This window comes from Shewanella sp. cp20 (assembly GCF_000832025.1).
Lineage (GTDB): Bacteria > Pseudomonadota > Gammaproteobacteria > Enterobacterales > Shewanellaceae > Shewanella.
This window is the reverse complement of record NZ_JPII01000007.1, coordinates 312488-336147: the sequence shown is the minus strand read 5'-3', so window position 1 is coordinate 336147 and position 23660 is coordinate 312488. Positions and strand designations below refer to the sequence as shown.

General features: G+C 51.2%; 18 protein-coding genes. 10 read left to right on the top strand and 8 right to left on the bottom strand.

The features are described from left to right. Nucleotides 1-302 precede the first annotated feature (302 nt). The gene (locus tag DB48_RS01805; protein WP_041508606.1) at nucleotides 303-2369 is read left to right on the top strand and encodes a methyl-accepting chemotaxis protein; all 2067 of its coding nucleotides are present in this window, start codon (nucleotides 303-305) and stop codon (nucleotides 2367-2369) included. Nucleotides 2370-2678: 309 nt separating this feature from the next. Next, the gene (locus DB48_RS01800; protein ID WP_443018602.1) at nucleotides 2679-3656 is read left to right on the top strand and encodes a substrate-binding domain-containing protein; all 978 of its coding nucleotides are present in this window, start codon (nucleotides 2679-2681) and stop codon (nucleotides 3654-3656) included. A 20-nt stretch (nucleotides 3657-3676) separates the two neighbouring features. Here DB48_RS01800 and DB48_RS01795 read toward each other — a convergent pair whose 3' ends face one another. Next, entirely contained in the window at nucleotides 3677-4885 is a 1209-nt protein-coding gene (locus DB48_RS01795; protein WP_082035563.1) for a serine hydrolase domain-containing protein, read from the bottom strand. Between the two features lie 197 nt (nucleotides 4886-5082). On the opposite strand from DB48_RS01795, the gene DB48_RS01790 reads away from it, so the two are divergent. After that, nucleotides 5083-5694, top strand: coding sequence for a DUF2726 domain-containing protein (locus DB48_RS01790; RefSeq protein ID WP_041508604.1), 612 nt, complete (start codon nucleotides 5083-5085; stop codon nucleotides 5692-5694). 231 nt (nucleotides 5695-5925) lie between these two features. After that, nucleotides 5926-6363, top strand: coding sequence for a dCMP deaminase family protein (locus DB48_RS01785; RefSeq protein ID WP_041508603.1), 438 nt, complete (start codon nucleotides 5926-5928; stop codon nucleotides 6361-6363). A 68-nt stretch (nucleotides 6364-6431) separates the two neighbouring features. Here the strand turns inward: DB48_RS01785 and DB48_RS01780 are convergent, their stop codons facing one another. Then, nucleotides 6432-8471 (bottom strand): hypothetical protein, encoded by a 2040-nt coding sequence (locus DB48_RS01780; RefSeq protein ID WP_152619076.1) that lies wholly within the window; start codon nucleotides 8469-8471, stop codon nucleotides 6432-6434. Next, a complete protein-coding gene (locus DB48_RS01775; protein WP_152619075.1) occupies nucleotides 8432-8845 on the bottom strand; it encodes a hypothetical protein in 414 nt (137 codons plus the stop codon). Before DB48_RS01775 ends, DB48_RS01780 begins: the two co-directional genes overlap by 40 nt. A 342-nt stretch (nucleotides 8846-9187) precedes the next feature. On the opposite strand from DB48_RS01775, the gene DB48_RS01770 reads away from it, so the two are divergent. Genes DB48_RS01770 through DB48_RS01755 form a run of 4 tightly spaced genes read left to right on the top strand, consistent with a single transcriptional unit; the run spans nucleotide 9188 to nucleotide 12054 of the window. Then, nucleotides 9188-10081, top strand: a complete 894-nt coding sequence (locus DB48_RS01770) for a nuclease-related domain-containing protein (protein WP_041508600.1) — start codon at nucleotides 9188-9190, stop codon at nucleotides 10079-10081. Between the two features lie 52 nt (nucleotides 10082-10133). After that, entirely contained in the window at nucleotides 10134-11234 is a 1101-nt protein-coding gene (locus tag DB48_RS01765) for a hypothetical protein (protein ID WP_041508599.1), read from the top strand. Next, nucleotides 11231-11581, top strand: a complete 351-nt coding sequence (locus DB48_RS01760) for an STAS-like domain-containing protein (RefSeq protein WP_041508598.1) — start codon at nucleotides 11231-11233, stop codon at nucleotides 11579-11581. The genes DB48_RS01765 and DB48_RS01760 overlap by 4 nt, the downstream gene beginning before the upstream one ends. Beyond that, nucleotides 11572-12054, top strand: a complete 483-nt coding sequence (locus tag DB48_RS01755; RefSeq protein WP_041508597.1) for a hypothetical protein — start codon at nucleotides 11572-11574, stop codon at nucleotides 12052-12054. The genes DB48_RS01760 and DB48_RS01755 overlap by 10 nt, the downstream gene beginning before the upstream one ends. Before the next feature lie 184 nt (nucleotides 12055-12238). Here the strand turns inward: DB48_RS01755 and DB48_RS01750 are convergent, their stop codons facing one another. After that, nucleotides 12239-12643: a hypothetical protein gene (locus DB48_RS01750; RefSeq protein ID WP_041508596.1), complete on the bottom strand. Its 405-nt coding sequence runs from the start codon at nucleotides 12641-12643 to the stop codon at nucleotides 12239-12241. A 334-nt stretch (nucleotides 12644-12977) separates the two neighbouring features. Here DB48_RS01750 and DB48_RS01745 point away from each other — a divergent pair, with 334 nt between their 5' ends. Both DB48_RS01745 and DB48_RS01740 read left to right on the top strand, forming a co-directional pair. Further along, nucleotides 12978-15701 carry a DEAD/DEAH box helicase gene (locus DB48_RS01745; RefSeq protein ID WP_041508595.1) on the top strand — a complete coding sequence of 908 codons (2724 nt, stop codon included), beginning with the start codon at nucleotides 12978-12980 and terminating at the stop codon, nucleotides 15699-15701. A 221-nt stretch (nucleotides 15702-15922) separates the two neighbouring features. After that, nucleotides 15923-16714, top strand: a complete 792-nt coding sequence (locus tag DB48_RS01740; RefSeq protein WP_041508594.1) for a hypothetical protein — start codon at nucleotides 15923-15925, stop codon at nucleotides 16712-16714. Between the two features lie 503 nt (nucleotides 16715-17217). Here the strand turns inward: DB48_RS01740 and gcvP are convergent. The 4 genes from gcvP to DB48_RS01720 form a co-directional block, all read right to left on the bottom strand. Next, on the bottom strand, nucleotides 17218-20106 hold the full coding sequence (gene gcvP, locus DB48_RS01735) for an aminomethyl-transferring glycine dehydrogenase (RefSeq protein ID WP_041508593.1): 2889 nt from the start codon (nucleotides 20104-20106) through the stop codon (nucleotides 17218-17220). A 171-nt stretch (nucleotides 20107-20277) separates the two neighbouring features. Continuing rightward, a complete protein-coding gene (gene gcvH / locus DB48_RS01730; protein WP_041508592.1) occupies nucleotides 20278-20667 on the bottom strand; it encodes a glycine cleavage system protein GcvH in 390 nt (129 codons plus the stop codon). A 202-nt stretch (nucleotides 20668-20869) separates the two neighbouring features. After that, a complete protein-coding gene (gene gcvT, locus DB48_RS01725) occupies nucleotides 20870-21964 on the bottom strand; it encodes a glycine cleavage system aminomethyltransferase GcvT (RefSeq protein ID WP_041508591.1) in 1095 nt (364 codons plus the stop codon). 476 nt (nucleotides 21965-22440) lie between these two features. Then, nucleotides 22441-23649 (bottom strand): FAD-dependent monooxygenase, encoded by a 1209-nt coding sequence (locus tag DB48_RS01720; RefSeq protein ID WP_041508590.1) that lies wholly within the window; start codon nucleotides 23647-23649, stop codon nucleotides 22441-22443. Nucleotides 23650-23660 lie beyond the last annotated feature (11 nt).

Here is a 23660-nt window from a genome sequence, read left to right as displayed (position 1 = left end):
ATCTACAGCGTAAAAGGGAAGCCCAGGCTTCCCTTTTTCATACTTGCTCTTCTCTATCACTCTGTCACTCTGTCACTCTGTCGCTCAAGCCTCAATTGCTAATCTAGCCAATTAGTTAGACCCAGTTGCAATGCCAACTGGCTCACCTCTTAGCAATATCTGTTAATCAACTCTCATTTGTGTCAAACAAGTTGCACCCACATCACGATTCTGTAACCACCCGATTGCCTTTAGTTGAATTTTGCCACTAAATGTCCATTAGATTTTTCTTATATCTAGTCAAATTAACTAGGCTGGTTTTTATGAAAATAACAATAAAAGCTAAACTAATCATATTAGTAGGCGCTTTACTCGTTGCAGTTTCCGGCTTGTTTATCATCAACACCTTCATCATCGCTCAGGAGGTGCTAAAACAAGAAGAGCGCAATATCAGTCATGAAGTTGAAGCCCTCATCAAACAGAACCTTATCGGCCAAGTCGACACTCTAAGCCGCTCAGTCAACGACCTCTACCAGCAATCACGAGAAGAGAACATCAAACAGGCCTTAGGCGATGAGATCAAAATGTTCCGTGATGTCATTAACCGCCTATATGAAAATGACCTCACCGACGATCCCGCCATGCTGATCTACACCTTTCTCAATGAATACCGCTGGGGCGAGGGCCGCTACCTGTTTGCCTACAATGCCGACACCCTCGAAAACGAGGCCTCGGGCATGGGCGGTGTGTCCATGGGCAATAGTCGTGATGCACTGGATGAGCGAGGCAACTACTATGCGAGGGATATCGTCACCGCGGCCAAGGCTAATCCCATAGGCTACACCAGCTACTACTTCTCCAACCCATCAACCGGACAGGTGGAAGAAAAACTCTCTGCCTCTTTCTATTTCGAGCCGCTAAATTTAGTGATCGCCACAGGCGAATATGTCAGCACGCTGAGACAAGACAAGGTCAACAATGCCTTGCAAGCCATATTGGCAGCCAAGTTTGGCGAGGATGGTCACTTCTGGATACAAGACCTCAACGGCAAGCTATTAGCCCATCCTCAGCAAGCACTGGTAGGACAAAGCACCAAAAACACCCAAGAAGCCAAACAGGTTTTGGGGGATAAAACCGATGCCTTCCTTGAGCTCAGCATCACTAATCCGGCCACCAATAAGCAGCAGACTCAGATTGCCTATGTTAGGAAGATACTCCCCGAATGGGGCTGGGTCATAGGTACTGGTACCTATGAGTCAAACATCAAAACCATAGAGCAGGGGCTTACCGATGGCACCGCGGCGATATTTGACGAAAAAATTTACCGTAGCATTGCCGTTGCCAGCGTTCTGATCATCGTTGCCCTGGCCTTCTGTGTGTTTTTGCTCAACAAGATCATCGCCGACATGGTGATGTTGAAAAACCGTATCGATGCCCTATCGACCGGGGATGCCGACCTAACCTCAAGACTCGCCATCAACAGCAAAGATGAACTGGCGGCCATCGGACATTCGGTCAATAGCTTTATCGGCTATCTGCAGGCCATGTTGCTTGAGATCTCTCAGGCCTCCAGCAAAATCACCCGCGAGATCAGCCAGCTCGACAGCCACTCGGAGCGCAACAGCTTGGCGCTAGACAATCACAGATCGGAAACCGAGCTAGTGGTCACCGCCATTAGCCAGATGAATGCCTCGGCCGATGCCGTCGCCCAGAGCGCGGTAAAAATGGCCGGCAGCACCCAGCAGGCCGACAACGAAGCACAGACCTCTAGCCTCAGAGTCTCTGACGCCGCTAACAGTGTTAAGGCTCTGGTCGAGGAGATGCAGTCAGCCACCCAAAGCATTCATACCATGAGCGGTAATACCAACCAGATCATCTCGGTATTGAGCGTGATAAAAGAGATCGCCGATCAGACCAATCTGCTCGCCCTGAATGCCGCCATCGAGGCAGCCCGTGCAGGCGAACAAGGTCGTGGCTTTGCCGTGGTGGCTGACGAGGTGCGCTCTCTCGCCTCACGCACCCAGTCATGCACTAACCAGATTGAGCAGATCCTTTCCACCTTACGCCGCGACGCCGACACGGCGGAAAAGGTGATGCATGAAACCACCGACAGCTGTCACAGGGTCACCCAGGATACCGCACGCGTGACCTCAAGCCTGGGCACTGTCACCGGCTCTATCACAGAGATAAACGATCTCGGCAGTCAGATCGCCAGCGCCTCAGAGCAGCAGAGCACGGTCACGGCAGAGATCAGCCAGAATATGCACACGATAGAAGCCATGGCACAAGAGCTGGTACAAAACGGTAAAGACACTGTGACCAGTACCCAAAGCCTGGCTGCCGCCAATCAGAAGCTCAGCGCCATGGTGAATAAATTCAAGCTGGCCTAGGGTAGGATGGAAGTGCCTCCTACCGGAGGCGCTTTCACAAGCAGACGAGTCAAGGCTCCACGTATTTATCACTAAAAATTCTTGATCCAACACATATCTTTGGCGGTGTCACTTTGCTACATTTGGTTATCAAAATGTGAAATTCTGGCTTAATGTGCTGTAGCCTAGATTCCTGTCACGCAGCAACTGCGACTTATGTTCGCCGTGAATAGTTCACCGTGTATAGCTCGCGGTAAATAGTTGGCTGTGAATTAGCTTAGAGGGACGAACGTGACTCGATTACTCATCACTCTCATTTCGTTGACCCTAATGATCACCGCTAACGCTGGTGTTAGTGCCAAGACGCTGAAATTTGCCGTAGTGCCTAAGTTTTATGGCGCCTTCTTCGATCAGAGCAAGCTGGGATGCGAAGCGGCCGCCAGTCAGCTCACCGATGTTGAATGCATCTATCTGGGGCCAGAGATCTCCAGCGTGCGCCTGCAAGACAAGGTGATCGAACAGCTGATCGATCAGGGCATAGACGGTATCGCCGTCGCCATCACCCAGTCTAAGTTTCTCGCCGAAAACAGCCTCAGCAAGGCCAAGGCCGCCGGTATCCCGGTGATCACCTATGACTCAGATTTCGACGCCCCGACCCTGGCCCAGCACCAAGATCTGCGCCGCGCCTACATAGGCACAGACAACTTTGCCTTCGGTCAGGCCTTGGGTGAGCAGCTCAAGAAGCTCAGGCCCAATGGCGGTAGCCTCATCATCCAAACCGGTCGCCCCGACTCCCCTAACCTCAACCTCAGAATCATGGGGATTCGCAGCGCGCTCTCAGGCAAAACCTATACCACGCCACCGGGAAAGCGCCTGCACAAGGATAACGGCTGGACGGAGATCAGGGAGCCCTTCTCCAACTTCGACCAACTCAGTCAGGCGGTGAGACAGATGGAATCCGTCATGAAGGGCAAACCCGTTAAGGCCGACTCCTTTATCGCCGTGGGTGGCTGGCCGCAAAACGATGAAGCCCTGTATCGCAAGATGATAGCGCCCTATAAAATTAAGCTAAATAACAAAGAGATAGTCGTGATTATATCGGATGCGGCGCCTCCTCAGCTCGCCATGCTGCAAGACCACCTCGCCCATACCAACATAGGTCAGAGTCCCTACGAGATGGGTCGGCAGGCGATATTCACCCTACATAAGATCGTCAGCGACCAGGCCTTCGAGCAGATCGTCTACACCCCCATCAAACTCTGCACGCCAGAAAATGCCGAGCGCTGCGCTAAGAACAGCAGCGACTAAACCAGCGACATTTTCGTCCCCTAGTTAGATGAGTTAACCGGCCGGTAGAGTTGCTTGATGAGGGCCGCCGCGATCACAGTGGCCGGGTCGCGCCCATCCACGCTAGGCGCCAGGTTGGTCCAGACCACCAGGCTCACCTTGTTGTCTGGGTCATGGCCCATAAAGGAGTTATAGCCAGGCAGCTCACCGGTATGACCATAGAGTCGACCGAATCTTGCGATGCCCAGGCCATAATAGGCGGTGTTGGGATTATCGGGATCTATGGGTTTCACGCTGGCCAGACGCTGTTGTTGCATCGCCTCGCTTAACAGCTCACCACCAACCAGGGCCTCGACCCAAACAACTAGATCTCTGGCAGTAGAGATCCCCGCCCCGGCAGCCCAGCCCCAGGATGGATTGGCGAAGGTTTGCTCCCCAGGGGCTATCACCCCATCGCGAGCCTGCTGCTGCATCGCCTCGGGCAGCGCCCCGTCCATGGTCAACAAATTGGTGCCATACATGTAACCTTGTGCGTAGGGCTCGGGTAGACTGTTGTCGGTGGTCGCGGGAAACAGGGTTTGGCTTAGTCCGAGGGGGGTAAACAGGCGACGCTGCATTATTTCAGGTAAGTCGCTGTCATCGAGTTTCTGGGCAATCAAACCAAGCAACACAGTATTGGTATTAGAGTAACCAAAAGCCGTGCCTGGCGCGAAGTCGAGCGGATAATTAAAGCTCAGTGTCAGGAGTTCATCTTGCGTCCAAGCCTTGGTGGGATCTTGGTCCAGCATCTGATTCAGCTCGAACGTGGTCGTGTAATTATGCAGACCACTCTTCATCGCCAGCAACTGCCTTATGGTGATCTGCTCGCCGCTCGGCACACCGCTCCAATGCATGGCGACTGGGTCATCCAGCTTGAGCTTCCCCTCCTGCACCATCTGTAAGATCACTGTGCCCACCCAGGTCTTGGTGTTAGAGCCGACTCGCAGGTGTTGATCGAAACGGGTCGCCTCGCTGGCGCCATACTGACTCACCCCATAGGCATACTCAAAATTGCCCTTTGGTGTATGCAGCAACACCACGGCGCCGGGCACTAGCATCTCCTCGGCCAGCGCATCCACCGTCTGCTGCATCTTAACCGAATCGATCGTGTTTAGTGCATCATGGTCATCGCTGTTACAGCCAGCGACAGCCCCAAACAAGGCGCACACCAACCAGGGCTTCACCCTGCTCATCACAGTATTCGACATCATTCAGCACTCCCTCTGTAATACCGCACTGCGGTCAGACTCTAGACCAACCATCCCTTGCAATACCTCAAGCTAATCTGCTTTCGACCGGGATTCAAGCCAAGATGACAACAACATCATATTGAAAAAACCACGAACAGGGCTTATTGTGCCAACACACAAGCTGGGCAACGACGCCCGCCTCAAGAGATGGACATTCGATGAACCTAAACCTGTTATTCGCCTTTGCCTTCGGCATTATCATCATACTGTTTCTGTTAGGCCGACTAAGCAGTGCCCCTAAAAGTCAGCAGTATCAATATCGTAAACACAAAACCCTGTTTACCGCCGCGGAGCGATCGTTTCTCGGCGTGCTGGATAATGCCATTGGCGAGCAATACCGCATTCTCGGTAAGGTACGCATTGCCGATGTGATCACCCCAGAGAAAGGGATGACCCGCCAACATTGGCAAAACGCCTTCAACAAGATCTCAGCCAAACACTTTGACTTTGTGTTGTGCGACAAGCAGACCCTGAGCGTTATCGCCGTCATCGAACTCGACGACAAGAGCCACAAGCAAGCCAAGGTCGTCGCCCGTGACCAATTGGTAGAAGAAGCCTGTCGTACCGCCGAGTTGCCGCTGATCCGCTTCGAGGCCAGGCGCAACTATCACCTGGAAACGGTTCGCGCCCATATCGATGCCATACTCACCGCCTCCGCTGAGTTAGAAAATAGCACCAGGCGAGAACCCACGTTGGCCTCGCCCCGGCCAACCGAATCAGAACCAGAGATAGAGACGCTGCCCGCTATCAGGGCGACGCGTGAAAGCTAACTCCAACCTAAAGAGCCGCCCGCAGGATAGGGGATTTTTCCAGCCTATCGAGATGCAATATGCAGATGTCTCAGACGGGCTACCGCTAAGGGCTGGAGCGCCTGACCCGCAAAGATGGTGGCATACTCGCATTAGGTGATTAGACCATTAAGCAGTAGTTGATTTCTCATTGTTCTCCATAGAGAATAGCGCCTAACAGATTCAGTTATTTAGCAGAGGAACCTCAAGAAGATGATGACCAAATGGGCAATACGTTTTTTACAGATGGCCGAGCTCGTAGCTTCTTGGAGTAAAGATCCCTCGACCCAGGTTGGCGCGGTGATCACCGAAAACAATCGCATCGTCTCTCTAGGTTTTAACGGCTACCCCCACGGCATCTCGGACAGCGCCGAGACCGACAACCGCGAGATGAAGCTGCTCAAGACGCTGCACGCCGAGGAAAATGCCATTCTCTACGCCAAGCGCGACCTCAGCAGCTGCGAGATCTGGGTTACCCACTTCCCCTGCCCCAACTGCGCCGCCAAGATCATCCAAACCGGCCTGAAGGTGGTGCACAGCCCACAACCCAGCGACGACTTCCTCTCTCGTTGGGGCGATAAGATAAAGGTCAGCGAAGATATGTTCGAGCAGGCCGGCGTCGAGGTGGATTGGATGCAGGTTGAACAGTAAAATCTGTCCCAAAATCAGTTAAAAATCAGGCACCGTTCGGTGCCTGAAACCATCTACAGTCCCTAGTTTTAATTCACTAAGTTGAAACTGCTACTCGTCGGTACACCATCCCAGCTACCGCTGACATCGGTGACGCTAATGGTATAAGTGCCGGGCGTAGTACCACCATTGCCTTTTTTGTTGGGCGCAGAGGTTTTCCAGCTGATCTCAGCAATCCCAGAACTATCACTGGCGCTGCTTACAAGCGTAAAACTCTCTAGCGTCGCCGTGTTGGTCACATTCATACTGACCACGGCACCTTCCTCTAGCTCGCCATTAGCCTCCTGTACCAAGGCTCGAATAACCACCTCATCACCCACTGTAATAGTGCTTGAAGCGATATAAGTAATTGTCTGAGACTTGCCTTTGCCACTTTGCTGTAAATACCCGGTACTGATACTGCTCACCCCCAAGGTATCGTCGGTCACAGGTGGTGAGCCCCAAGTGGCGGATGCCATCAACTGCGGCTTAGCCATGCCGGTATTGAGCCAAGCTTCCAGCATGTTATCGCCTTCGGCGCCGAGGAATGCGCTCTGGCGATTATTAGCCAAGTAGAGGAACTGGATGTATTCCCAACTGGTGCCTTGGTAGAGCAAGTCGATAGTGGCATACACGGCACCGGCCGGAGGATTGAGGGTTAGCCGATCATAATGGTCATACACACCGCCAACACCAGGGCCGCCAAATTGATTGGCGGGTACCGGCAGCGCGTTGCGCCTTTTAGCCTCATCGAAACTCATGCCATAGGGAGGAATACGATTGTCGGCCACTACATGATTGTTTAGCGCAAAGTGAAAACTCTCCGCAATACTGTCGGCACTGCCAGTCGCCAAATCCGCCAGAGTCGTTACCGTCTCACCACTGAAACGGTTATAGGCTAGCGCTATATCACCGCTGACACCTAAGGACACTAAACGCTCAGCCCAGGCTTGAGTAATGCCATAATGCGCCGAATAGATACGGGTATTTGCCCCAGTTAAATCCACTATCGATTCCACTTCGACAGCTGCGCCACCGGCAGGGTTGGCAACCATCACACCTATCGGCCCATAAGCGCCATCTTCCCGCAATAGCTGCTCCTCATCGCCATACCATTTGATGTTAAGCCACATACGCCGGCCTTCAGGATAACCTGAGATCAGTTTATGTCCGGTGAGATTTACCACTGTGACCAGATTGCCATCCACACTCAAGTTGGCCGCTTGTTGCAGATGCTGCTTCGCCCTTTCAGTCGCCAGATCGATAGCCGACAACTGCGCCGCAGTCAGCCCATCGCCCAGCCTTAGCTGCGAGTGACTGTCCTGATATTTGATAACCTCGCCAATCCAGCTATTACCGCCGGTAAAATCGTGTTGTGGCAGGTCGTTACGCACTTGGACACCACGCTTATTAGCCCCGGCGCCTTGCACCGGCCGCATATGACAACTTTGACAGCTGAAATAACGAATATCACCATCGGCATAATTACCGCCAGTTCCCGCTAAAAGTGCCGCTTGATAGGTCAGCTCAATCACGCCGCCTTGATGACGTAAATTCTCAGGCAGAGACAGAAAATCGGCCACTTTTGTGGTGGGAAATGCACTAGCTTTATATTCGCTAAAGGTGCGCTCAACCACGCCATAGGCATAAGGAGGATTATTAAACGCTGCCTTATCCACCACAGGGCCGCCCACATTTGGGTTTCCAGCTGAGTCTTGAGAGGAGATCACCTGCGGCGCTCCGGGCTGCGTGCCATTACCTGGGGCTAAATCGCCCACCACAGGGTTGGAAACATCATGGCAGGAACCACAAAAATCCACATGGCGATGAAACTTAGACTGCATAAATTGATGGCGGGCATCGGCGTCGACATAAGGGCCTAACTTGGCGCTGCTGGCATTCCAGAGTGACAAGATACCGCTGCCGTAAAAGCCCTCTTCGACACTTTGGCACGTGCCCGATGGCGCTAACACTTTATCGCTACAGTTAGCTATAAAGGGGGCAGTCATCGCACCTTGCAACACAGGATCGGAATTGTCGGTGTTGGTCATCACATGGCAGGTATCGCAATCCACGCCATTATCATCCATCGCGGGAATTCCCGAACCATCGGTTGGAGTTGAATGCCCGTCATACCAGCCTTTGGTGCTGTGGCAGCGGATACAAAAATCTCCCGGCCATCAAAGTCTTGCTCTGCAACCGCCATGGTCGCCCAGAAAATCGGATCGCGACTGGCGTTGGCCATGGCACTACCGCGCCAGCCCGTAGCTGGCTCATGTTCAGGATTTGTTTTGTTGTAGCCAGAGTGGCAGTTATCACACTTATCCGGTGACTCAAAATTACCGGCTTGTCCCTGCTGAGTCCCAGGCAACTGCACTTCGGTAGGCACCACATCTGCCGCAAAACTTTGAGCGATGAACAGGCTCGCGCTAAACGCGATAAAGGAGAGTTTATTGAACATCATCTTTGCCCCCATTGATTTCCAGCTGTGGAAAGGCGACAGCTAACGGTTAAATTTTAACCAATGCAGTTTTTGTAATATTGACCTACCTCAAATTAGATAGGCTTTGTTATAACATTGTGAACATACTGCCACGAGCATTAGACCCTTAAAGACTTAGCGTCATAGCGCTACTGGGATGAGCAGCCCCACCAGAAAGAGCGCAACCGGCAAGATTGAAAAACACGTCACAATTAGACCAATTACCAGTTACTTTTTAGACACATTGAGCGTATATTATGCGAATATTCATGGGTTTATCTCTTTAATCACTGATATACCCACTCTTTTGCTTCAAGGATGAACATGACAGAGCTGACAGCCAACCTCCTTTCTATAGCCATCTTGCTATCGGGTATGTTTGTCGTGATGAGTGTTGCTTGGCTGCTTCTAAAACGACGAGACCTCACCCTAGACTTACCCGTTGATCGCGACCAACTCATCCGTATTCCCGCCTACGGCTTACAGCAACAGATTCAAGACCTGCAAATGGATGTTATCGGCGCCTTGGTTATTGCCGTCATGGTTGTTGCCTTTCCCTTCGCCATCGACAGCCTCAGGGCCCATATCATTCAAGAAGATGTCCCCTGGCTATTCATCTTTACCATAGTCATAGGCCTGATTTATAGCGGCTACAAAACCTGGAAAGCCTTCACACGACTGACCAAGTTACGTCTGGGTCATACCGCCGAAATTGCTACCGCCAACGAGCTCGTCGGATTACAGGCGCTGGGTTATCAGATCTTTCATGACGTGCAGGCTGATGGCTTTAATATCGACCACCTCGCCATAGGTAAAAATTGTGTATTTGCCATAGAAACCAAAGGCCGCCACAAGCGCATTAAAGATAAGAACAACGGCGGCAAAGCCTATGAGGTCACTTACAAAGACAATCGCTTGTGCTTCCCCTCTTGGCAGGAAACCAAGCCGATAGAACAGGCCGCGAGACAAGCCAAATGGGTCGGCAACTGGCTCACCAAGGCCAGCGGAGTCGAGGTCAATGCCATGCCAGTACTCGTGTTCCCCGGCTGGTACGTCACCAATCAATCCAGGCCGCCTTTCCCGATTTTGAATCACAAGCAGTTGGTGAAAATCTTACCTAAGGTCAACGGCCACAAAGAATACGGCCAAACATTCACCCAGCAAGAGATGGACGCCATCGTTTATCAAGTTGCGCAGAGGTGTTTGAGTAAGAATTAAAGTATCGCAAAACACATAGAATTCGAATTACACCTAATAACAAAAACTATATATGAAAAAAATCACCAAGAAGCAAAGACAAAGAGATGTCTTATACAGCTTACAGCTAAGAAAATCATACCACCCATCTAAACAGAGCTCTAAAAAAGGGGAGATATTAATTGCAAATCAATGGATTAAAGAAAACCAAAGATTCATTAGACAATTGGATAAAAAAAGGAAAACTTATTCTATAGAGTTCCCTGAGGAAGTTAACTTTTCAAGTGCATTTGTTGAATCAGTCCAACCAATTAACGCTATAAGAAAGCTAATCGAGCTCGACAGTAAGAAACATCGACTAAAGTCCATAAACATGAACAATATCAATGGCATATCAACACCCGCAAGTTTGGTTCTAACTGCAGAAATAGACAAATGGAATGATAAGGTCGGAAGAAAGCTTGTGCCACAAACCGAAGAGTGGACTGAAAATGTGAAAGCTCAATTATCAGATTTAGGCTTTTTTGAGCTATTTAACTTTGACAAATGCAAAGTTACAACAGAACCTTCAACATTGAATATTGTAAAGTTTATAAAAGGAGCTCCTGGTGATGAGAAAAAAGCTAAAATTCTTAGAGAAAAAATCGAAGAAATAGTAGGTAACAGAGTAAAGAGGCCACCACTATTTCAAGCTCTTTCAGAAGCAATAACTAATGTAACTCACCATGCTTATCCTAAAACGTATCGAAGTAAAAAGCACTGGTATATGACTGCTTCCTTTTGTAACGAGAGCAGACGCTTAAAAGTCGCTTTCTACGATCAGGGTATAGGTATACCATCGAGCCTACCACGCTCAAATCTCTGGGAACGAGCTAAGGCTTACATGAACCGATTAAATCTATATAATGATCATCCTTCTCTAATCGAAGCTGCTGTTGAAATGGGTCGAACTCAGACAGATAGAGAAAACCGAGGAAAAGGTTTGCAAGATCTTCTAGAATTCATAAAACAATATGGCAATGGTTATATGTCAATTCTAAGTCAAAAGGGTCTTTACAAGTTTACTTGTGAGAATCGCAGTGAACGAACAAAAAAAGAGTCATTAAAATATCCTATATTAGGAACTTTAATTATATGGAGTGTCATAGTACCTGAAAAAGGAGGAGCTTCATGAAATACAATATTGGAAAAGATTTTTGTGATACACCAGCCGGACGGTACCTTAGTGACGGAGATTATACTGGTGAGCACTTTAGAGAAAATGTTCTTAAGCAACTCGTAAATCAACTTGCACCAGGAGAAAAACTAGAAATTAAAATTGATGATTGTGAAGGCTTTGGTTCATCATTTCTAGATGAAGCATTCGGAGGAATGGTCGGAAAAGGCTACATAAAACCAGCAGATTTTAATGAATTACTAGTTATCGAATATGATGAAAATGACGATTCTGAGTCTTTTTCCTTTTTCGAAAAGAAAATTAGAGAATACATAAATACGGCAGAATCAAAGTCATGGAAATAGTTGATAGGATTTTATCTGGCACAATAGCGGCAATACTAGGTGCTTTTTCAGCATTTTTATTTAACCGATTAAACTGGCAAGAAAGCACTAAAAAGGAGTCCATAATTTCCTTAGAAAGTGAAATTATCAATACTATTGATTCCTTAGCCGAATGCTCCTTGACTTATTGGTCATCAGATCAAAATGACTTAAAAAACAGTAAATTACTAGAAGCAAAAATAAAAATGCTATTTAACATGGTTTCTCCATCTTTTAGGCAACTGGCTTTTGTTCACGGAAAATTTAGTGCAGGGGATCACCAGAAAATATCATCAGAAATTGAATCTTTATTTGAATACACTACAGACGGTGACTTCGAATCAAAAAATCGAAAAAGCTCCCCAAAAAAGTGCCTTAAAATATCTAACTCTTGCAACAAAATAAAAATAAACATTCGAAGAGTGATACATAGCCAACAAAAAAACACTAATTGACAATCAAAAACCAACGCATCAATAATTTATCAGTAGAAAATGAGAACAAGCTACTCCCTAAAATTAAACATGCCCATACCTAACAACATCCAATACTAATAAGAAACAACAGGGGGATCTGAATTTAATCACATTCATAATCTCGCCTACAGTTAATTCATAGTAGGCTTTTACAAAGCCCTAACTAGATGCTCAATACAAAGTTATAAGATAACATAATAAAGCCGTTCTGCCGCCCAATTGCATTCGCAACCGCGACCAAGCGGCTTTTTATCGCTTGTTCTATACCGGTGCCACGCTCAAGCAAGTCATCAACGGCGATGAAGGCAGTGGTCGTCAGGCGGCTACTCTCATAGTGATAGGCGTAACCGGGTTCGACGATCCACTTTTTCGATGCTAGCAGATCGCCCTTATCATCCAGGGTTCTGACCAGGGTAAAGTCGAAGGAGAGGATATGCTCTTCGTTGCCGTACCAATCCGCCTTTAATGCCTGAAAGTTGATCCACATCTCCAGCTGGGCCAGTAAGGGCTTAAGAGAACTCGAAAATCTGTCATCGGCCGTTATGGTGATGGGGAATCCTTGATTCATCGCAGCCTGTTCCTCTTGCGTTAATTCTTTAACCTTTAATCACTTGCTATCTTTTCCCCTTAGCTTGGCCTTGGTTAATCTTGCTTAAGCTTAGGGTTTTAGCTGCACGATAGTGACTCGAGCCGATAGTAAAGGTTTGATTGTGCCTGTAAGCCTGCCATGATGCAAAAGCGAGAGCACTATCTATGTCCTTTATCTATGTCCTTTATCTACGTCCTTTATCTACGTCCTTTATCTAGGCTCCTAGCTCCCCTCTTTACGCAGCCAAACCTTGTTGAATTTTAACGGTTAAGTTACCCTTGCAACGCCGATAAGCCTTGAGGATGGATAGGGTTTGCAAGGGATTCTGAACTACTACAAGCAGTGCTTTGCGCACGACAGCGCCGAGATCAACCTCTGGTCTTGCCATAAACTCGCCGAGCAAGATCAACTCGTATTGCAAGGGCAAGATGAGCTGGCCAGCGGGTTTCTGCCGCGCCTGCCCGTGCCTTATGACCTCGCCTCGGCATTGAAGCATCGCAGCGCCGCCTATCTGCGCGAGCGGGTACTGCTGCATTGCAGCCTGTTCTTCTGTGGCAGCATAGAGCTAAATGGCGAGCGGCGTAAGGTGGTGACACCGCTGCTATATCGCGAGTGTCAGTTGCTAGAGGATAACGGCGAGATCTACCTGCAAGCCAGCGACTCACTCACGGAGCAAGGCAGGTTCAACATCAACGAGGCACTGCTGGAAAAACTCGTGGTGGAAGGCCATACCCTGCCCCAGACGCTACGTGATGCTCCAACAGATGTGAGCGGCTGGATTGCCTGGCTGCGCGCCGGACAGGCCGATGTGGATGCCTCCCAGCTACTGCACTTTCCCAAGCTCATCGATGAAGCGGAATTCGCCACCCTGACCCGTAAGCGTAAAGGCTGCTTGGTGAGTCGTAGTCAGCTCGTTTTGGCTGAACGCTCGCTGGCCAGTCGCGGCATTCTGCACGAACTCGATATGCTGGTTGCCGCGCCCGAATTATCGCCGCCGCTGCAGGCGCTATTTGCCGAGCAGCCGCCAGCCCCCAGCAACAAGCACATTGAAACCCAACAAGACTGCCTGCCCGGCCTGCTGAGCACGCCGCAAACCCAGGCGCTGGAGATAGCCGCCAATCATACCCTGGGGCAGATCTCGGGCCCGCCGGGCACAGGTAAGAGTTACACCATAGCCACCATCGCCGCCGAGCAGATCTTGCGGGGCAAGTCGGTATTGATCGCCGCCCACACAGACGTGGCCGTTGACGTGATTGCCGATAAACTCGCACAACAGTTTCAGCTGGGCAGCAGCCTGATCCGCGCCGGTTCACCGCAGTTTATCAAGCAGCTCAAGGCCCAGGTGGACGACATGCTCAACGGCATCCATCCGGTCGCCAACAAGAAGGTGACCGACATCGAGCTGCAAGAGGCCTACAAACAGCTGGAGATAGTCACCAAGCAGCAGGCCAAGCTGGAGGCCAGTTTTACCCGCCATTGCAAACGCGCCATCGGCCGGGGACAAACCCTGGCCAAATTGGAACGCCAGCAGTCTCGCTGGCGCCTGCCCTACTTCAATTGGTTCTATCGCGCGGGGATAAAACGCTTCTCACGTCAGTGGAGCGTGCTGGACAGCCTCAACAGCTTGATCGAACAGAAAGAGCAGCTAAGCCTCAACTATCTGCAACTGGCCACCGGTCATAGGCTCTATCGACTGCTGCAAAACAAGCGCGGCTCTTTGGTGAGTTTCTCCAAGGCGATACGAGCGCGTCAGTCATCGAAACAACTCGAAGCCTTCAACAACACCAACTTCGAGGCGCTGCAACAGACCTTTCCTATCTGGCTCTCTAGCCTGACGAGTCTGCACCGTGTACTGCCAATGCAGGCTCAGATGTTCGACCTAGTGATCATCGACGAGGCCACCCAGGCCAACATTGCAGAATGCCTGCCCGCCCTACAGCGCGCCAAGGCGGCGTTAGTGGTCGGTGACAACAAACAGCTGAGACACTTCTCGTTTCTCTCCCGCGACAAGCAGGCCAGTATTCAAAGCCAGCTAGGGCTCTCATCCGACCGACGCGGCCTGCTGAGCTACCGCGATGCCAGCATGCTAGATTTGGTCTCAGGCTCCCTCGGTGCCCAGGCGCAGGTCGCCTTTCTCGATGAACATTTTCGCAGCAAGCCCGAGCTTATCCAGTTCAGTAATCAGCAGTTCTATCAAAATGCCCTCAAGGTGATGCAGCACAGACCTTGCACCAGCTCGGGACACCTGCACCGAGTCCGAGTAGAGGGTGTTCGCGACGCCAAGGGCGTCAACGTTATTGAGGCCGAGGCCTTGATGGATAAGTTAAGCCAACTCATTACCGAGCAGGCCGATGCCCTGGTGCCCTCAAGCATCGGCGTGCTGTCATGCTTTCGCCATCAGACCGAATACCTGTCGAAGCAGATCATGAGCCGTTTCAGTCAGGCACAAATCGAACGTCATCAGCTGCGCATCGCCACCCCTTTTGGCTTTCAGGGCGAGGAGCGCGACATCATGCTGCTCTCTTTCAGCATAACCGCCGAGGATGGACGGGCAGCGGCCTACCTCAACCGCGCCGATATGTTTAATGTGGCCATCACCCGCGCCAAACAGGCGCAGTGGCTATTTTTGTCGTTGGATGAAACCGCGCTACCCGGCAGTAACCTGCTGGCTCAATACCTCACCTCGGCCGATCAGTTCGAGGCCAAGCACAACTACGCCGACGCCTTAGATGAGTTCGGTCAGGCGGTCGCCCTGGCACTGGAGGCCAAAGGCATAGAGATATGGCGCGCCTACCATATGGCGGGGCTGGAACTGGATATCCTGTGCTGCTACAAGGGTCAGTATCTGGCGATAGACTTAATCGGCTACCCCGGCCCCTGGGAAGACTTCTTCGAGATAAACCTCTACAAGCTACTGCAACGCGCCGGCGTCAACCTAATGCCCCTAAGCTACGGCTTGTGGAGCCAGCAACAAACCCTGTGTATCGACCACATCTGTAAGCAGTTCGGCATAGCGCCAAGCCAAGAGGTCGCTTGAAGAAAATTCAATTGCCCACAGCCAGTTAATACCGCAAGGTTATTTTTTAGATCAGATGGATAGCAAGTATGTCAAAGGGAATGACACAGCTTAACCGGATTCCTCTACCATTTTTATTACTGGCTTTATTACTGGTATTGGTACTAGTTTTAAGGCTGTCGGTGGGCGCGGCAAACATAGCCATCCCCTGCTCGGAAAATACCTACTTACAGGCTCCCCATATGGAGGCTCCCCGCATAAAGGACGTGATCGATAACACGGCAAACCTCACCTATCAGAATGATGCCATGCTGGAGAGCGGGCAAGAGGTTCATATGGTGAGCGAAATCGAGCTCACCTTAGCTAGCAACGGGATTGACGAACAAGCCACACCGCAAATCAGCGCCGTCACATTCCTCTCCGCCGCCATGACACTCAACTGCGATAGCGACTGCGATAGCGACTGCGAAACCATGGACGGCCTTAACCGTCATGCCGGGCAACTGTTTATCGCCTTTAACCGTTACCTCGCCAACCTGCCTCAACTTAATCTGGTGAGCGCCAAAGACTTTAAGTTTGAAGATGATAGCGAATCGCTGCTTATCCGTATCTCGCAAAGCAAAGCAGAGATCTCCAGGTTATTGGCAGAGGACATTGAGAGCGAAATTAACGAAGGAAAGCCCCCCATAGTTTACATCAAACTCCTTGGCAAACATGGCTTAGTACTGCACCTCAAACTCATGCTTACAGACAAAACCTGGTTAATCGCAGAGACCATTGAAGAAGGCTTAAGAAGCACTGAAACCGCTGAAGACGGCTTGAGCATAGCAGAGCAACTGCCCTTAATTAACTTCAGCCAAAGCGAGTATGAGGTCTTTCATCAAAACAGGCCTTGGGCGGAGCACTTTGTAATGAATCAAATCCGCCTAACCCAGTGCTGGCACAGGACAATCGCCGCGACACGACTCGCCCCCGACGGCACCACCACAACCCAAGACAGAGACGTCGTCACCTGCGACTATCAATACCGTTAACCGCTCAGCCGCAAACAGCTAGAACGAAACAGCGCAAAGCTAACGGACATAAAAAAGCGAACCACATGGGTTCGCTTTTTTTATTATGGTCAGTGCCGTACACATCCCAAATGACGTTACTGCCGAAGATAAGACAAGGAAACCTGCTGTTTTCGCCGCAGTAGCAAGTCTAAGCAGCTAACAAAAAAGCGAACCACAAAGGGCTCGCTTTTTATTATGGTCGGTGCCGTACAACTCCCAAATGACGTTACTGCCGAAGATAAGACAAGGAAACCTGCTGTTTTCGCCGCGCAGTTGACTGTAGTCAATGAGCAGCTAACAAAAAAGCGAACCACAAGGGTTCGCTTTTTTATATCTAAACTTCAAATGAAGCTAGTTACGCCATAATTGCGTCGCTGACGAAGCTAATGCAAGGCGGATTGAAAGCTTTCGCGCGGAGTTGACTTGTGTCAATGAGCACGAAAGCTGAGATTCAACGCCGCAGTAGCGAGTCGAAGCAGCAATTATTTGTAATCGTCAATCGGTGCACACGAGCACATCAAATTACGATCGCCGTACACATCATCGATACGATTAACCGTTGGCCAGAACTTGTTAGCCTTCACCGCAGCCGTTGGGAACACGGCGGTTTCACGGCTGTATGGACGTGAGTCGAACTCGCTATCCATGATGTCTGCCATGGTGTGCGGCGCGTTGTGCAGCGGGTTGTTATCCGCTGGCCATTCACCGGCTTCAACCTTGGCGATCTCGCCACGGATGGCAACCATGGCTTCGATAAAGCGATCCAGCTCGGCCTTAGACTCAGACTCTGTCGGCTCGATCATCAATGTGCCCGCAACCGGGAAGCTCATGGTCGGCGCGTGGAAGCCGTAGTCATTCAGACGCTTAGCAATATCCATCTCGGTGACGCCTGAGGCTTCTTTGAGTGGACGCAGGTCGATGATGCACTCGTGCGCGACACGGTCATTACGGCCTGTGTAGAGCACTGGGTAATGAGCAGACAGCTTCTTCATCATGTAGTTGGCGTTAAGCAGTGCCATCTGAGTCGATTGTCTCAGGCCCTGGTAGCCAAGCAGCTTGATGTACATCCAGGTGATAGGCAGGATGCTGGCGCTGCCGTATGGCGCTGCCGATACCGCACCGTTGTTGTCTGACTCACGACCATGCTTAACCACGGCGTGACCGGCAACGAATGGCGCAAGGTGTGCTTTAACGCCGATTGGGCCCATGCCTGGTCCGCCGCCACCGTGTGGAATGGCGAAGGTCTTGTGCAGGTTAAGGTGCGACACGTCGGCGCCGATTGAACCAGGTGAAGTCAGACCTACCTGAGCGTTCATGTTGGCACCGTCCAGGTATACTTGACCGCCATGCTGATGGATCACCTCGCAAATCTCGGCGATGGTCTCTTCGTACACACCGTGAGTCGATGGGTAGGTGACCATGATGCAAGAGAGGTTTTCGGCCACTTCGGCAGCCTTGGCCTTAAGATCTTCCATATCCACGTTACCGGCTTTATCACAGGCGGTAACCACAATCTTCATGCCAGCAAGCTGGGCCGAAGCCGGGTTAGTACCGTGGGCAGACTGAGGGATAAGACAGACGTTTCTGTGGCCTTCGCCGCGAGACTCGTGGTACTTCTTGATGGCCAACAGACCGGCGTATTCGCCCGATGCACCCGAGTTAGGCTGCATGCACATGGCATCATAACCTGTGATGTCGACCAACCAGTTAGACAGCTCTTCGATAAGCTCGGCATAACCCTGTGCCTGATCTTGCGGGCAGAAAGGATGCATGTTGCCAAATTCTGGCCAGCTCACCGGCATCATCTCGGTCGCCGCGTTCAGCTTCATGGTGCAAGAACCTAGCGAAATCATCGAGTGGTTTAACGCTAAATCTTTGTTTTCCAGACGCTTGATGTAACGCATCATCTCAGTTTCGCTGTGGTAGCGATTGAAGGTTGGATGCTCGAGGATGGCGTCTTGACGAACCAGCTCGGCTGGAATTGAGTTGCTGCCATTGCTGATGATGTCGGCATCGATCGCCGCAACATCCAGACCATGACCTTCACCCAGTACGATATCGAACAGCTGCGCCACATCTTCACGAGTGGTGGTCTCAGCCATGGCAACACCTAAGATGCCGTCGCTGTCGATACGTAGGTTCACTTCACCGGCGATGGCGCGTGCCTGTACGGCGGCGCTGTCGGCAACCTTGAATGAAACGGTATCGAACCAGCTATCGTTTACCAGCTCAACGCCCTTGGCCTTAAGACCGGCGGCGAAGATGTCGGCGAAGCGATGGATACGGTCGGCGATGATCTTCAGGCCTTTTGGACCGTGGAATACGGCGTAGAAAGAGGCCATGTTAGCCAGCAGCACCTGTGCAGTACAGATGTTTGAGTTCGCCTTTTCGCGGCGGATATGCTGCTCACGAGTCTGCATCGCCATACGCAGGGCGCGGTTACCGCGAGTATCTTGTGACACACCGATAATACGGCCAGGCAGTGAACGCTTGTGCTGATCGCGGGTCACGAAGAAGGCCGCGTGTGGACCACCAAAGCCCATTGGCACACCGAAACGCTGGGCGCTACCGAAGACAACATCGGCACCCATAGAGCCAGGCGACTTAAGTGACACCAGCGACATGATGTCGGCGGCAACAGTCACGATAGCCTTCTTCTCTTGCAGGGCAGCAAACAGCTCGGTGAAGTCGGTGATTTGACCATAGTGGTTGGTGTATTGGAACAGGGCACCAAACAGCTCGTAGTTAACCGCTTCGCTGGCTGGGCCAACGACGATTTCGAAACCGAAACACTCGGCGCGGGTCTTTACCACGTCGATAGTCTGTGGGAACACATCATCGGCGATGAAGAAGATGTTGGCTTTCTTCGCCTTAGAGACACGCTTGGCCAGCGCCATGGCTTCGGCTGCGGCGGTGGCTTCGTCCAGCAGGGAGGCTGAGGCCAGGTCAAGACCGGTAAGGTCCATCGACACCTGTTGGAAGTTCAGGATGGCTTCTAGACGGCCCTGGGCGATCTCAGGCTGGTATGGCGTGTACGCCGTGTACCAACCTGGATTTTCGAATACGTTACGCTGAATCACGCTTGGCACGATAGTGCCGTAGTAACCCATGCCGATGTAGCTCTTGAACACCTTGTTCTTATCGGCGTACTTGCGAATCGCAGCAAGGCCTTCGGCTTCGCCACAGGCGCTGCCAACGGCAAGATCGCGTCCAAGACGAATCGACTCAGGGACTATCTGCTGTGTTAAATCTTCTAAAGATTCTGCACCAACGAAGTTCAGCATCTCTTGCTGATCTGCGCTGTCCGGGCCGATATGACGACGGATGAATAGTTCGTGCTGCTCTAACTGAGTGAGGGTTTCAGTGGTCATGATTAACCTAGTTCCATATTTGCCAGTATCCTAGCTGTAGGGGGCTGGTGTTACCGGTCTCGTTGTTTGATGTGGTTCTACTTCTCGTTATATGGCAATGGCTTATTGCATGGCCTTATAACGAACGAAGCCCCATCTCTATGCGATATGGGGCTTCGTCGTCATCGACAATTACTCTTCGTCGATAACCGCTTGATAGCCTTCGGCATCAAGCAGATTGTCTAGTTCGCTCAGGTCGCTTGGCATGATGCGGAAGAACCAGCCATCGCCGTAAGCGTCGCTGTTAACCAGCTCAGGAGAATCTTCCAGGGCTTCGTTAACCGCTACCACTTCACCAGAAATGGGGGCGTAGATGTCTGAAGCGGCTTTTACCGACTCGGCTACCGCGCAGTCATCACCGGCGCTAACGCTGTCGCCAACTTCTGGCAGCTCAACGAAAACCATGTCGCCTAGTAGCTCTTGGGCGTGCTCACTGATACCAACAGTGTATGAACCGTCATCTTCTTTGCGGATCCATTCGTGTGAAGAAGCGTATTTCAATTCAGTCGGAATATTGCTCATTATTTTTGTTCCTTGTTCCGTAGTGCTAAATTTTAAAAACTAAGCCTGCTTAACCACTCAAGTGCCTGTCGTTGGACTGGGTCAGCCGATATTTTAGCAGCTTTGCCCCGAGTTGCTTAGCCTGTATCAGACTAACAACCCAGACTCACCAACGCCCTTTTGGCTACCTGACGGTCAAACAGGGATAACCCTTATCAAACAGTTAGAAGGCCTGCTTACCGTTACGCACGAAGCTAGGTGCGATCACTTTAACAGGGACGCGCTTCTTACGCATCTCGACTTCTGCGACATCGCCAACAGAATTAGGTACGCGCGCCATGGCGATTGAGTAACCTAAGGTTGGTGAGAAGGTGCCGCTGGTGATAACGCCTTGCTGTTCGACGCCGTCTGCGTCGGTGAAGAAGACTGGCATGCCGGTGCGCAGTACGCCCTTGGCTTCCATCACTAGGCCAACGAGCTTGTCAGCGCCGGCGGCTTTGATAGCGGCTAGCGCTTCGCGGCCGATGAAGTCACGATCTTCGGGTTCCCAGGCGATGGTCCAGCCCATGTTGGCCGCCAGCGGGTTAACGCTCTCGTCCATATCCTGGCCGTATAGGTTCATGCCTGCTTCTAAACGTAGGGTGTCGCGGGCGCCCAGACCACATGGCTTAACGCCAGCGTCTAGCAGCGCTTGCCACAGGGCTTCGGCCTCGGCCTCGGGTACGATGATCTCGTAACCGGCTTCGCCTGTGTAACCTGTGGTTGCGATGAAGAGAGAGCCAGACTGCACACCGAAGAAAGGCTTCATGCCTTCGACTGCTGCGTTTTGCTCGTCGGTAAATACTGCCGCCGCCTTCGCCTTAGCGTTAGGGCCTTGAACGGCGATCATCGCCAGCTCAGGACGCTCGGTAACGGTCACGTCATAGCCTTTAACTTGCTCGGTGATCCACGCGAGGTCTTTCTCACGAGTGGCCGAGTTCACTACGATACGGTAATGGGTGTCGCTGAGATAATAGGTGATCAGGTCGTCGATAACGCCTGCATTGTGGTCTAACATGCCACCGTAGAGCGCCTTACCCGGCACCTTGAGTTTGGCGACGTCGTTGGCCAGTAGCTTACGAAGAAAATCACAGGCCTGAGCACCGGTAACATCTACTACTGTCATGTGAGACACGTCAAACATCCCTGCGTCTTGACGCACAACATGGTGTTCTTCGATTTGAGAGCCGTAGTTTAGCGGCATGTCCCAACCGTGAAAGTCGACCATTTTGGCGTTAGCTTCTAGGTGCTTGTTAAAGAGTACAGTTTTATTAGCCATTATTATCTCTTCTTTTTTGCCCTTTTCGGGTCTTACCTGGCGGTGCCTCAGCGCTAGGGCATGATTGATGAAATGGGGCAGAGGCCGAAAGGGTCGGTCAAGCACTCTCTTGTCATCAATAGGCGGTAGCGAAGCAGACGATTATAGTCAACCGTGCTGAACTGACACACCTGAACCTAGGGTACTTTAGGGCCAGGATGTGATTGCAAAGATGAGTTTTTGCATCAATTGCGTCGAATAAGATGCATCAACAAATTCTGTTTTAAGATACGCGCTTGGTATCAAAATGCGGCGAAATTATACCTTGCGTCACAGTTTTGTATACAAGAGAATTTTCTAATCCGAACCATTTTTCCATTACTTTTTCTCATGTTTAAAATGTAGTTTTTTTACATGAGAATCCGTATATCAAATCAAATGATGTCAACCACTTGTATTTAAAAACAAAATGATATTCCGCCGCATTTTCTCAAGCCTTATTTACACAACTCAGGCAAGCGGGTTTTGTTACCCATAGCCTGTTGCATAAACAGTGTTTTCACAGGAGAAAGGTTATCCACCAGGTTGAGGCCCAGATCCCGCAGGGCTTTTTTCACCGGATTACTGCCTTCGAAGAGTCGTTTAAAGCCTTCCATCGCCGCGATCATCTCCAGCGCGTCCGCCTTACGCCAGCGCTCCAGGGGACGAAGATTGGCATAATCGCCGATATCCCTACCCTTGGCCTTAAGCTCGCTCAGGGTCTCGATAATGGCCGCGGCATCTAAGAAGCCCAGGTTGACCCCCTGCCCCGCCAGCGGATGTATGGTGTGGGCCGCATCTCCGGCGAGTACCAAGCGGTGACGGGCGAAGTGCCGGGCATAACGCATGCGGAGCGGGAAGGCCTGTGGCTCGCTTTCCAGTGTGCACATGCCCAGCTTACCGTCGAAGGCGGCGGTCAGGCTGCGCTCGAACTGTATCTTGTCTCCCTCAAGCAGTGTTTGCGCCTTGGCCGGCGGGACCGACCAGACGATGGAGCAGAGCTCCTTTTCGAACAGCGGCAGAAACGCCAGTGGGCCGTCGCTTAAGAACACCTGTCTGGCGGTAGCATTATGGGGCAGCTCGGTACGAATAGAGGCGACGATGGCATGATGGCCATAGTCCCAGAAAGTCATGGGGATCTTGCACTGCTCACGCACCCAGGAGTTGGCACCATCGGCGCCTATTACCAGCGCCGCTGAAAGATTGTCGCCATTATCCAGAGTCAGCCAGGCCTCACGCTCGCCGAAGGCGATTTTTTCCAGACGGTGATTTTCAAGGTGGGTTACCTCGCCAAGCTCGCTCGCTCGGGTCGCCAGCGCATGGCTGATGTTGTCATTTTCTATGATGCTGCCCAGGGTCTGCTCGCTAATAGAGTGGGCATCGAAACCTATCTTGCCCAAGCTATCCTTATCCCACACCGCCATCTTCTGATAGGGGCCGACGCGAGACTCATCGATATAGGCCCAGGCTCCCAGATGGGTAAGCAATCGCTGACTGGCCTTGTTGATGGCACTGACTCTTAACCTGGCCTCGCCAGATACTGCCTGGGTTTCCCCGGCGTCGATCACCACGACCCTAAGCCCTTCCTGACCCAGGCCGATGGCGGTTGCCAGCCCTACCATGCCTCCGCCGATAATGGCAACGTCATAGGTTTGTGTACTGAACATAGAGAGATCCT

Excerpts from the sequence above, each read along its gene's own strand:
- DB48_RS01785 (WP_041508603.1), top strand. The coding sequence starts at position 5,926 with ATGATGACCAAATGGGCAATACGTTTTTTACAGATGGCCGAGCTCGTA.
- DB48_RS01770 (WP_041508600.1), top strand. The coding sequence starts at position 9,188 with ATGACAGAGCTGACAGCCAACCTCCTTTCTATAGCCATCTTGCTATCG.
- DB48_RS01765 (WP_041508599.1), top strand. The coding sequence starts at position 10,134 with ATGAAAAAAATCACCAAGAAGCAAAGACAAAGAGATGTCTTATACAGC.
- gcvT (WP_041508591.1), bottom strand. The coding sequence starts at position 21,964 with ATGGCTAATAAAACTGTACTCTTTAACAAGCACCTAGAAGCTAACGCC.
- DB48_RS01720 (WP_041508590.1), bottom strand. The coding sequence starts at position 23,649 with ATGTTCAGTACACAAACCTATGACGTTGCCATTATCGGCGGAGGCATG.
- DB48_RS01755 (WP_041508597.1), top strand. The coding sequence starts at position 11,572 with ATGGAAATAGTTGATAGGATTTTATCTGGCACAATAGCGGCAATACTA.
- DB48_RS01750 (WP_041508596.1), bottom strand. The coding sequence starts at position 12,643 with ATGAATCAAGGATTCCCCATCACCATAACGGCCGATGACAGATTTTCG.
- gcvH (WP_041508592.1), bottom strand. The coding sequence starts at position 20,667 with ATGAGCAATATTCCGACTGAATTGAAATACGCTTCTTCACACGAATGG.
- DB48_RS01760 (WP_041508598.1), top strand. The coding sequence starts at position 11,231 with ATGAAATACAATATTGGAAAAGATTTTTGTGATACACCAGCCGGACGG.
- DB48_RS01805 (WP_041508606.1), top strand. The coding sequence starts at position 303 with ATGAAAATAACAATAAAAGCTAAACTAATCATATTAGTAGGCGCTTTA.
- DB48_RS01780 (WP_152619076.1), bottom strand. The coding sequence starts at position 8,471 with ATGGATGATAATGGCGTGGATTGCGATACCTGCCATGTGATGACCAAC.
- DB48_RS01740 (WP_041508594.1), top strand. The coding sequence starts at position 15,923 with ATGGAGGCTCCCCGCATAAAGGACGTGATCGATAACACGGCAAACCTC.
- DB48_RS01775 (WP_152619075.1), bottom strand. The coding sequence starts at position 8,845 with ATGATGTTCAATAAACTCTCCTTTATCGCGTTTAGCGCGAGCCTGTTC.
- DB48_RS01800 (WP_443018602.1), top strand. The coding sequence starts at position 2,679 with ATGATCACCGCTAACGCTGGTGTTAGTGCCAAGACGCTGAAATTTGCC.
- DB48_RS01790 (WP_041508604.1), top strand. The coding sequence starts at position 5,083 with ATGAACCTAAACCTGTTATTCGCCTTTGCCTTCGGCATTATCATCATA.
- gcvP (WP_041508593.1), bottom strand. The coding sequence starts at position 20,106 with ATGACCACTGAAACCCTCACTCAGTTAGAGCAGCACGAACTATTCATC.
- DB48_RS01795 (WP_082035563.1), bottom strand. The coding sequence starts at position 4,885 with ATGATGTCGAATACTGTGATGAGCAGGGTGAAGCCCTGGTTGGTGTGC.